Below are 11070 nucleotides of genomic sequence, written 5' to 3'. Positions count from 1 at the left end.
GTAAACGACCTTCGATGTGCCGGGGAGCGGAACCTTGCGCGCAGGTGTGTCGATACGAATGGTTTGTGCTGCACCTGTACCCAGAACGGTGACGAACTCAGGTTTCGTGACCTCGCTATCATTATAGGTCGCATTAGCTGTTATGCCGAAGCCGCCCATCCAGTCAGGCAACCCAAGGTCCGCCGTGTAGGGATCAAGCTGGAGTTGCGCCGCAGCTTCGACACCCATAACGCGGCCCGAACCGCCGTTGGTAATCCCGCTAAATGCATAGCCGGAACGGTCAATGCCATTGCTGTCTAGAGCGTTCGAGCCAAAAACCCGGCGCGATGTGTACAGTACGTCTTCTACCTTTTTGTAGAATGCGCCCAGCATGAAATAGCCCTGCGGTTGAATATAATATTCATAATATGCATCGACGCCGTAGGAACGCTCAGGCTTGACCGAAGGGTTGCCACCCGAAACACGCGCGTTGCTGTCGTCTATGACAACGTTGGGCCGAAGCTGGTCATAATCTGCACGCGCGGCACCGCTGGTAAAGCCGAGGCGGATCTTTTGGTCATCTTGTACGTCAAAGTTCAGGTGGAGGCTCGGGAATACCAATGTGCCCTCAGATTCTGCAGTGACTGGCGCGGTGACTGAGCCAATGGTGGCCGCGGCGATACCGCGATTTTTTACCTGCTCAACGCGAGCACCACCAACAACCGAACCCCAGTCATATTTAACATTTGCCATCACATATCCGGCATAAACTTGCTCACGCACGTCATATATATTTCCGGTCGCGGGGGCGAAGCTGAAATTTTTGCGCGCGGCTTCGCTCGCTGCACGCATTTTGTCAGCATCGAAGTAACGGAAAGTGTATCCCATCGGTATTTCGCCCTTGAACGGCGTATCAAGGCTAAAGCCACTATACGTAGTGGAGATACCGACCGTTGCAAATTGTGCTGCCGTGTTCAGCAAGATCCTGCTTTCATCAACCGTCTTGGTGCGCTGGTCAAATTGGAAGCCAGCCTTTAAAACGGCATCTCCGCCCAAGAATTCCGTTTCGCGTGAGACAACAAACTTTGCGGTATACGCTATTGTCGTGTCAACGGCGTCAAGTACGGCCAGCGACGTCAGTGGCTTGGTGAAGCTGTCGATATCGGTAACCGACGTGCCAGCCTGATATAGTGTCGGGCTGCTGAGTTGGATTGTGTTTGACAGAGCTAAGCGCGCGAAATTTGGATTGGTAAAATCATACGCTACGGTTGGACGCAAGTTTCGCGTGCTTGGGCTATCCCAAGTCGTTTCCCCAACTACTGAACGATCATCTTTCGATTCTGTATAATTGCCAAGCCAGTTCAATTTCCAGCCATCGCCAAATTCATGGGTGCCTTCGACAGTATTGGTGAAAATCGACTGTTCAAATGCGCGTAACGTTGAACGCTGGCGAATATCGATACCGTAGATGGTGCCCTTAAACGGGGTGTTGCCAATACAGACATCAGCATATCCGGTTGTGGTTGGCGTCGGGTTCACTGCTGTCCCACAGGCGGCGGTATTGGCGACGAGATCGCTCTGACGATCATCAAGGTCAAAGCGAAAATTGTCGCGCATTTCGTCATCGGTAAAGGTTGTGTAGATTGAACGCACCGAAATCATATTGTCGGCATCAGGCTTCCAATCCATACGTCCCGACAGCGACCAGTTGCGACGGGTTAAGCGATACAGCTTGTTTTCCGTTTCCTGCGCCCAGAACCGGCTAACGGCACCAGGACGCTGGTCCGCCGAGACCCGTTCATAATCGGTCTCGAAATTGTCGGTGATCATGTCGCGCTTATAATAGCTGCCCGACACAAGCACGCCAAATTCACCGCCGTCGCCAGCCTCTACGCGCGTCGACACGACGGCTGAACCTTCATATTGCGGCCGGTTGCCGAGTTCGCCAACGCCATAGCCAGCCTTGCCAGCGAAGTGGAACCCATCATAATCGAAGGCAGACCGCGTTATGACGTTGACGTTGCCCGACACTGTCTCGCCCGGCATGTCGGGCGTCACTGCTTTGGAGACAATGATCTGCGCCGCAATCGCAGAAGGGATAGAATCCAAACGGGCGTCGCGGCCTTCTGGGCTCACGACGTTGATGCCGTCGAACGACAAGGTGGTCCAATAATTCGGCGCACCGCGAATGCTGACGTAGCGTGCCTGACCCTGGTCGCGCTCAACCGCAACGCCTGGAAGGCGGCCAGTCGCCTGCGCCACATTCTGGTCCGGCAGCCGTCCGGCCGCGTCCGACGAGACCACCGATACGAGCGAGTCCGAATTTTTCTGTATTTGCAAAGCGGCCGCTTCTGATTCCGCGATTGGCCTAGAGCCCGTCACAACGATTGCTTCATTAGTCGTTTCATCTGCCGCAGGCGCAGTTTGCGCCATGGCTGAAGATGGAAGAATTGCGAGTGCCGCAGCGCTGCCCAGCAAGGCGTTGCGGACAAAAAAGTGCGACTTTATGGACCGATTTTGCATGTATTTCACCCCTGATATACCGATTTATCGGTTTGTCCGTTAGGCAGGGATTGTGAAAACTTCATTTATCTACCATGACAAATTGGTGACAATGCCGTTACAGTTTGAGTTTAAGCTGCCGTAAATGTGCAATGTTTCCATGGCACGAAGATTTATTAATGAAGAAGGAACAAAGTTCGTGAAGCCCGTGCCCGGTACAAGCATTCTGAAAGCCCGAAAAACGCCAGCAGATGCGCTCTATTTCAACCGTGAGCTTTCCTGGTTAAAATTTAACGAGCGCGTGCTTGAAGAGGCATCGAACCCGGCACACCCATTGCTTGAACGGCTGCGCTTTCTGTCGATTTCGGGCACCAACCTTGACGAATTTTTCATGGTGCGCGTGGCTGGCCTGCGCGGACAGCAGCAGCGCCGGATTGAGGAATTGTCGATTGACGGCCGCACGCCATCCGAACAGCTTGCCGATACCGTTTCTGCTGCCGACAGGCTGATGTTTCAACAGCAAAAGCTTTGGCGCAAGCTGATGAAGGAACTGGGAGGCGAAGGCATTAAAGTTGTCCAACCATCCGCAATAGGGAAGACACTGCAGGCGCAAGTCGGCAAATATTTCCGCGAACAAGTCTTGCCCGTTCTCACCCCGCAAGCATTAGACCCTGCGCACCCATTTCCATTCATCCCCAACCAAGGCCTTAGCCTTATCTTCGATATGCGCCGCAAGGATGATGGCGAAGTCGTGCGACAATTGGTGCTGATCCCGCAATCGCTCGCCCGCTTTATCCGCTTGCCCGGTCCCGGCACACGGTTCGTGACAATCGAGGCGCTGATCAAGCATTTCGTCGGGCAAATGTTTCCTGATTATCTACTCGTCGCAGCGGGCGCATTCCGCATTATCCGTGACAGTGATATTGAGGTTGAGGAAGAAGCTGAAGACCTTGTCCGCTACTTCCGCAGCGCCATCAAGCGGCGCCGTCGCGGGCGGATCATTCGGCTGAAGCTGGAAAAAGGCCTGCCAAGCGAATTGGCGACATTAATCCGTTCGGAGCTCGGCGCTGGCGCGTCTATTGTGGTCGAAACGGTCGGTTTCTTGGGCATTGGCGACCTCGGGCAATTGGTTGACGAAGACCGACCTACCCTCAAATTCCCGTCTTACTCCCCGCGCTTCCCTGAACGCATATTGGAACATGATGGCGATTGTTTTTCGGCAATCAGCCAAAAAGACATCGTTATCCACCACCCCTATGAGAGCTTTGACGTTGTACTGGCGTTTCTGCAGCAGGCAGCGTTGGATCCGGACGTCGTGGCGATTAAACAAACGCTGTATCGTGCCGGCAAGCAATCCGCCGTCATTCGCGCCTTGTGTGAAGCGGCCGAGGCCGGAAAATCGGTGACTGCGATTGTCGAGCTCAAGGCGCGTTTTGACGAAGAGCAAAATCTGCATTGGGCATCGCAGCTTGAGAATTCTGGCGTACAAGTCGTTTACGGCTTCATCGATATGAAGACGCATGCCAAAATCTCTTTAGTGGTCCGCCGCGAGGCAGATGGGTTCCGGACCTATTGCCACTTGGGCACCGGCAATTATCACCCAATCACCGCCAAAGTGTATACCGACATCAGCTTCTTCACCGCTGACCCGCGCGTGGGCCATGATGCCGGACAGATTTTCAATTACATAACTGGCTATATCCCGCCAACAGAGTTGAAGCTGTTGACCATGAGCCCACTGGGCTTGCGCGAAAAAATCATGTCGTTGATTGACGATGAAATTGCCCATGTCGCCGCGGGACGGCCCGGTGCCGTTTGGGCAAAGCTCAATTCTTTGGTCGATAAGGCCGTCATCGACAAATTATATGAGGCGAGCGAGGCCGGCGTCGAAATCGACCTTGTGGTGCGCGGCATTTGCTGCTTGCGGCCGGGCGTTAAGGGGCTGTCGTCGCGGATCCGCGTGAAGTCCGTTGTTGGGCGCTTCCTTGAGCACAGCCGTATTTGGGCGATGGGCAATGGCGCAGATTTGCCGAACCCGAATGCCAAAGTCTTCATCTCTTCGGCAGATTGGATGTCGCGCAATTTCGACCGCCGCGTAGAATATATGCTGCCGATTGAGAACCCTACCGTGCATGACCAAATCCTTGATCAGGTTATGGTTGCAAACCTCCTCGACAATCAGCAAAGCTGGATGCTGCGTTCGGATGGACGTTATGAGAGGGTGAAAGCCGGAAGCATGCCATTTAATCTGCATCATTATTTTATGACCAATGCGTCGCTTTCAGGGCGCGGAGGCGCGCTCGCAGATGACAAGAAGGTTCCAACGCTGAGCCTCGTCCGACAAAGATGAAGGCGGTGCGTCAGGCCGTCATAGATATTGGCTCAAATACCGTTCGGCTCGTTGTGTACGCGGGGCTGCCACGTGCGCCCATGCCCATTTACAACGAAAAAAGTAGGGTAAAGCTTGGGGCGTGCCTCGCTGGCGATGGTGAAATTGACAAAGCGACGATGGAAAAAGCGCTGGCCGCACTCGCGCGCTTCGAAACGCTTGCCCGCGCGATGCAGGTGGGCAGCATGCGCGTGGTCGCAACCGCCGCAACGCGGGAAGCCAAAAACGGGCATGAGTTAGTCGAAAAAGCAGCCGCGCTTGGTATTCGGGTTGATGTGCTTGATGGCAATACCGAAGCAACGGCGGCCGGCTATGGCGTGCTGAGCGATAATCCCTTCGCCAATGGCTATGTTGGCGACCTTGGCGGCGGCAGTCTTGAGCTTATCCGCATCGCCGATGGCAAATTGGGCGCGCCCGTATCGCTGCCGCTGGGCACATTGCGGCACGATATCCTAATGGGCAAATCGGCCAAGCAGGTCGTAGCAATGTTGCGCGATGATATTGCCAAGACAATGAGCAAGCTCGCCTTCCCGATTGAAACCGGCCTGCCCTTTTACATGATTGGCGGTTCATGGCGCAGTTTTGCGCGGTTGCACATGCATGAAACCGGTTATCCGCTGACGATATTGTCCAATTATGAAATGCCGCCAGAGGCTCCAGACTTGCTCGCCCCGCTTACCCAAGACAGGGACGCCTTAACGCGGTCCAACGTGGTCGCAGCGGGCCGCATTTCCGAACTGCCGGGGGCGACCACATTGTTGGGTGGCATTGTCGGATTATTGAAGCCAAGCAAGCTCGTAACGAGCATCTATGGCCTGCGCGAGGGGTTGTTGTTTGAAAAATTGACGCCCGCCGAACGCAAGCAAGACCCATTAATTGCCGCAGCACGTTTTGAAGGCGAACGTCTTGGGCGCTTTCCCTTTCACGGCGATACCCTTGCCGAATGGATTGCGCCGGTCTTTGCCGAGCAAAGCACGCATGATGCGCGGTTGTGCCGCGCGGCGTGCTTGCTGTCCGACAGCGTGTGGAACGTGAACCCCGAATATCGCGCCGACCATGCGCTTGACCTGGCGCTTGACGGCAGCTGGCCCGGCGTCAGCGCCAGCGACCGCGCCGTCATCGCTGCGGCTTTATGGACGGTGCACGCCGGAAAGCGCCCCCTTCCCGAAACGCTGATGGCATTGGCCAAACCAGAGGCGCTGGCCCAAGCGGTAATTTGGGGCCTTGCCATTCGCGTTGCCCACCGCCTTGATGGCGGCACCGGCGGCGCACTTGGCGACAGTCGTCTCGACGGCGATGGCGCGACGCTTCGGCTCTACCTCAACGGCTCGGCCGTGCGGCTACAGTCCAACAGCGTCTCGCGCCGTTTGCAAGCGCTGGGCGAAGCGCTGGGCTATGCGCAGACGGCGATTATAGGCTGAACTAAGTTTGGCGGGTTGCGGGAGGAGGGTTTCCCCCCTCCCCCATCACGCTCTCACCCCATCGGGTACAGTATTTCTTTCGTCACCTTGTGCACCGCGGTCATCACTTCATCGCTCAGCTTCAGGTCAATCGCGGCGAAGATGTCGTCCAATTGATCTTCTTTGCTCACGCCGACCATGGTCGAGGCGACAAAGTCATGCTGTTTCGACCAAGCGGTCGCTAGCGTCACTGGTGACATGCCCGCCTCTTGTGCAATCGCGACAATCCGCATCGTGCTTTCAAGCGCGCGTGGTCCCGCAAAACGTTGTGCCATTTCGACTTGGCGCGATCCGGCCATTTCGAGATAGCGGGAGAAACGCGCGCCTTCCGGGCGTGCGCCGTCGAGATATTTGCCGGACAATACGCCGCCACCCAAGGGCGAATAAGGCAGCAGGGAAATGCCCTCCTGACGGCAGACTTGCTTTAACTCGTCCTCAAACCGGCGGTTGTTTATGGAAAAATTGTTCTGAATGCTCTCGTAGCGCGCGACGCCAAGGCGCTCCGATGTCGCCAACGACTTCATCAGGCCGTAGCTTGTCTCGTTGGAGCAACCCAATACGCGCACCTTGCCCGACCGTACCAGTTCGTCGAGCACTTCCATCGTTTCATCATAAGCAAGGCCATGGTCGGGCCAATGCGTCTGATACAGGTCGATATAATCTGTCTGTAAGCGGCGCAGGCTTTCTTCGACTGCGGTGATGATATTGTGGCGGTCAAGTGTGGTCATGCCGCCGCGCTTGGGCGATTTGAACCATGTGTGGCTTGGCCCCGAAACCTTGGTTGCCATGATGATGGCATCGCGGTTCTTACCCTTCATCCAGCGGCCGATAATGTCCTCGGTCCGGCCAACCCATTTAATGTCTGGCGGCACGGGATAGCCTTCGGCTGTGTCGAAAAAATTGATGCCGGCATCCAAACATTTGTCGAGGATGCGATGCGCCTCCGCCTCATCGGTTTGCGACCCGAAAGTCATGGTGCCCATGCAGATGTCGGACACGTAAATGGCGCTTTTGCCTATGCGACGATGTCCCATAATTCTCTCTCCCTAATATTGTCCGGCTGCACCAACAACCAAAAATGCAAGCGCGGCCAGCAACCCAGCAACGCGGTTTGAACGGAACTGGCCAAGCGCGTTGTTGCCATCAGATTTCAGCGATGCGACCTGCATGCCCAAATGAAAGGCGACGGGAAGGAGCGCGACCAAAGCCTGCTTTTCGGGCCGCATGCTCCAAATCGCCATGCCCCAGCCGAGCAGCGTCAAAACATAGAATGCCGCCACACCTGCTCGGACGTTGCCGCCAAGCCGCAAGGCGCTCGATTTAATCCCGACCAACGCATCATCTTCACGGTCCTGCATGGCATATATCGTATCATAGCCAACGACCCAGAATATCGTCCCCGCATAAAGCCAGAACATCGCAGCATTGGCCTCTCCAGTAATGGCGACCCAGCCGACCAATGCACCCCAGCTAAAAACCAGCCCAAGCCAAAGCTGCGGCCACCAAGTTATGCGCTTCATAAACGGGTATGCCGCAACCAGAAGGATGCTGCCCAAGGCGGCAATCTGCGCTGCCCCCTGCAGTTGGATAAGCACCAGCAGGCCAATCGCGCACAAGCCAAGCAAAAACGCCCACGCCGCCTGCACGCCAATATCGCCGCTGGGCAATGGCCGCGATGCCGTGCGCGCGACTTGCGCATCCAGATCGCGGTCCACGATATCATTATATACGCACCCCGCCCCACGCATCACGATCGCGCCCAGCAGCATCCACAAAGCAAGGTCCCAGCGTGATATGAGCCCACCCGATAGCGCCAGCCCGAATATACAGGGCCAGAACAACAGCCACCAGCCAATGGGCCGGTCCAATCGCGCCAAAAGGGCCAATGCGCGCAGCTTGACCGGCAGCAGTCCAATGATGCCGCTATGCTCGCTGTCGGGGACAAGATTCGATGTCATCGCGTCGGCACTGCCAAAATTTATCCTGCGCGTCATCTGCGAAGTTGGCGCGGGTTCAGTTGGGAGATGACGGCAGCCCTATTTGCGGGTAGACACGAGACATGCCCGCAACACCCGCCTGGCCCCCAAAATCGACACCACGGTTGTTTGTGGAACAACCGCTGGCCGCGGGCGCGACCCTGAACATCTCTGGCAACAGCGCGCATTACCTTACAGGCGTCATGCGCCTGAAAGAGGGTGCGCCAGTAAAGCTGTTTGACGATATTTCCGGCGAATATCTTGCGACGATATCACATCTGGGCAAACGCGACCTTGACCTTACAGTCGATAGCAAGTTGCGCGATCGTGAACTCAGCCCGGACCTTTGGATTTGTCAGGCGCTCCTTAAAAAGGATCGTTTCGACTGGATCGCGGAAAAAGCATGTGAGCTTGGCGTATCGCGCTTTGTGCCTGTGCTGACCGCACGCTGCGTAGTGGATAAGGTCAAGGACGACCGCCTGCGCGTGCATATGATTGAAGCCGCCGAGCAATGTGAGCGCACCGCGTTGCCGCAGATTGCAACGCTCACCCGGATTGAGGCGCTATTACAAAAATGGCCAGCCGAACGAACGCTCTATTTCTGCGATGAACGCGGTGGAGAGCCGTTTCTGGACGCCATTACAGCCGGACCCGGCGCGGTATTAATCGGGCCAGAGGGTGGCTTCACAGACAGCGAAAATGCGGCCATCCGCGCACATCCCAACGCGCGACCAGTATCGCTTGGCCCGCGCATATTGCGCGCCGACACCGCCGCGGTCACTGCTATTTCCGTTTGGATGGCCAAGAACGGCGATTGGTCGGCTTAGCTTATGCCGCGACTTACCCGTTCAATACTGTATGACATGACCACATAAATCTGCTGGCAATATCGCGGTGACATTTCTAAACGGCCGGCATGAGCACAAAAACAACTTCGGACTTTAAAGATCCCGTTATCGAAACTCGCGATCAATTGGTCGCTGCGATTGCCAAGGGAGAAAAGCCCAAGGACCGCTGGCGCATTGGCACAGAGCATGAGAAATTTGTCTATAACCGCAGTGACCACCATGCGCCGTCTTATGATGAACCGGGCGGTATTCGCGATCTGCTAATGGCGATGACCGAGTTCGGTTGGGAGCCTGTGCACGAGAACGGCAAAGTTATCGCGATGAGCGGCAGCGACGGTGCCATAAGTCTTGAGCCTGCGGGTCAGCTTGAACTGTCGGGTGCGCCGCTTGAGAATCTGCACCAAACCTGCGCCGAGACCGGGCGGCATTTGAAGCAGGTGAAAGCCATTGGTGACAAGACCAACACCAGCTTTTTGGGCCTTGGGCTTTGGCCAGACAAGACACGCGCCGAACTGCCCGTCATGCCCAAGGGCCGTTACGACATCATGCTGCGCCATATGCCACGTGTTGGCAGCATGGGCCTTGATATGATGCTGCGCACGTGCACGATCCAGGTCAATCTTGATTATTCAAGCGAAGCCGACATGGCGCATAAGTTCCGCACGTCGCTTGCGCTTCAGCCCCTGGCCACCGCCTTGTTTGCAAATTCGCCTTTCTTGGAAGGCAAACCAAACGGGCTCCTGTCCTACCGCAGCCATATCTGGTCCGACACGGACCCACAGCGTACGGGCATGTTGCCATTCGTGTTCGACGCCAATTTCGGCTATGAACAATATGTCGATTATATGCTGAAGGTGCCGATGTATTTCGTCTACCGTGACGGCAAATATATTGACGCGGCGGGGCTGGATTTCCGCGACTTCTTAAAGGGTGAACTTTCGGTTCTGCCGGGGGGAAAACCCACGGTGAGCGACTGGGAAGATCATATGTCGACCGCTTTTCCTGAAGTGCGCCTGAAAAGCTTTTTGGAAATGCGCGGCGCCGATGGTGGCCCATGGAACCGCATTTGCGCGCTGCCTGCTTTCTGGGTCGGCTTGCTCTATGATCAAGCTGCCCTTGATGCTGCATGGGACGAGGTAAAGCATTGGACCATGGAAGAGCGCGAAACGCTGCGCAGTGCAGTTCCAGCGCAAGGATTGAACGCAGCAATTCCTGGCGGTGGCAAGCTGCTGGATCTGGCTGGCCGCATATTGGATATATCATCTTCTGGCTTGGCTGCCCGCAACTGCCTGAACAGCAGCGGCGACAATGAAACCGGATATCTCGACCCATTGCGCGAAATCGTCGCCAGCGGCAAAACCGTCGCTGAACAGCTGCTCGACAAATTTCATGGTGAATGGGGCGGCGATGTATCGCGCGTCTATGACGAAATGAGCTTCTAATCGATTAGTATCGAAAGCAGACTTGCCCCGTGCGCATATCGGCGTTAAAGGCACCACTCTTCGCAGCAATGCGAAGTGCAGGAGTTTAGCTCAGTTGGTAGAGCATCGGTCTCCAAAACCGAGGGCCGTGGGTTCGAGTCCCCCAACTCCTGCCATTTTCTTTCGCTTTTACAGGTATTTACGGCCCTTGGCCTGCCTGGCCGGCTTAACTAAACTCAATGCGCCTTGCGCTTAGTCACCTGATGATACACCACCACAATCACCGCGCCGATGGCAAGACCGACGACGCCGCTCATTGCCGCATCGGCGACCCACGCGAGCGCGCCTTCATATAGGCCCAAAAACTCCGCCGGGTGGATGCCAAAGCCGTGGACGATAATCTGCCCGCCAACCCATAGCATCGCGGCCGTACCCACCGTTGACAGCGCGGTCAGCAATTTTGGCATGCCCTGCACCAAAAAGCGGCCAATCGCT

General features: G+C 56.0%; 8 protein-coding genes and 1 tRNA gene. 5 read left to right on the top strand and 4 right to left on the bottom strand.

Annotated elements, in window-relative coordinates; all coding sequences use genetic code 11:
• On the bottom strand, positions 1-2502 hold a 2502-nt coding region (locus QE270_RS07330), incomplete at its 3' end, for a TonB-dependent receptor (RefSeq protein WP_300037390.1).
• A 139-nt stretch (positions 2503-2641) separates the two neighbouring features.
• Here QE270_RS07330 and QE270_RS07325 point away from each other — a divergent pair.
• Positions 2642-4831, top strand: coding sequence for an RNA degradosome polyphosphate kinase (locus tag QE270_RS07325; RefSeq protein WP_300037387.1), 2190 nt, complete (start codon positions 2642-2644; stop codon positions 4829-4831).
• Positions 4828-6291 (top strand): Ppx/GppA family phosphatase, encoded by a 1464-nt coding sequence (locus tag QE270_RS07320; RefSeq protein ID WP_300037384.1) that lies wholly within the window; start codon positions 4828-4830, stop codon positions 6289-6291. The genes QE270_RS07325 and QE270_RS07320 overlap by 4 nt, the downstream gene beginning before the upstream one ends.
• Positions 6292-6344: 53 nt before the next feature.
• Here QE270_RS07320 and QE270_RS07315 read toward each other — a convergent pair whose 3' ends face one another.
• Both QE270_RS07315 and ubiA read right to left on the bottom strand, forming a co-directional pair.
• Entirely contained in the window at positions 6345-7364 is a 1020-nt protein-coding gene (locus QE270_RS07315; RefSeq protein WP_300037381.1) for an aldo/keto reductase, read from the bottom strand.
• A 12-nt stretch (positions 7365-7376) separates the two neighbouring features.
• Positions 7377-8288, bottom strand: a complete 912-nt coding sequence (gene ubiA, locus QE270_RS07310; RefSeq protein ID WP_300037378.1) for a 4-hydroxybenzoate octaprenyltransferase — start codon at positions 8286-8288, stop codon at positions 7377-7379.
• Positions 8289-8389: 101 nt separating this feature from the next.
• On the opposite strand from ubiA, the gene QE270_RS07305 reads away from it, so the two are divergent.
• The 3 genes from QE270_RS07305 (at position 8390) to QE270_RS07295 (ending at position 10751) form a co-directional block, all read left to right on the top strand.
• On the top strand, positions 8390-9133 hold the full coding sequence (locus tag QE270_RS07305) for a 16S rRNA (uracil(1498)-N(3))-methyltransferase (protein ID WP_300037375.1): 744 nt from the start codon (positions 8390-8392) through the stop codon (positions 9131-9133).
• A gap of 89 nt (positions 9134-9222) precedes the next feature.
• Positions 9223-10596 (top strand): glutamate--cysteine ligase, encoded by a 1374-nt coding sequence (locus QE270_RS07300; RefSeq protein ID WP_300037372.1) that lies wholly within the window; start codon positions 9223-9225, stop codon positions 10594-10596.
• 79 nt (positions 10597-10675) lie between these two features.
• Positions 10676-10751, top strand: a tRNA-Trp gene (locus QE270_RS07295).
• 60 nt (positions 10752-10811) lie between these two features.
• Here the strand turns inward: QE270_RS07295 and QE270_RS07290 are convergent.
• The coding region (locus tag QE270_RS07290) for a DUF808 family protein (protein WP_300037369.1) at positions 10812-11070 on the bottom strand (259 nt) is incomplete at its 5' end.

Origin of the sequence: Sphingorhabdus sp. (genome assembly GCF_029865925.1) — a bacterium.
Taxonomy (GTDB): Bacteria; Pseudomonadota; Alphaproteobacteria; order Sphingomonadales; family Sphingomonadaceae; genus Sphingorhabdus_B.
The sequence above is the reverse complement of the archived record's forward strand: the minus strand, read 5'-3'. Positions and strand labels throughout refer to the sequence as shown.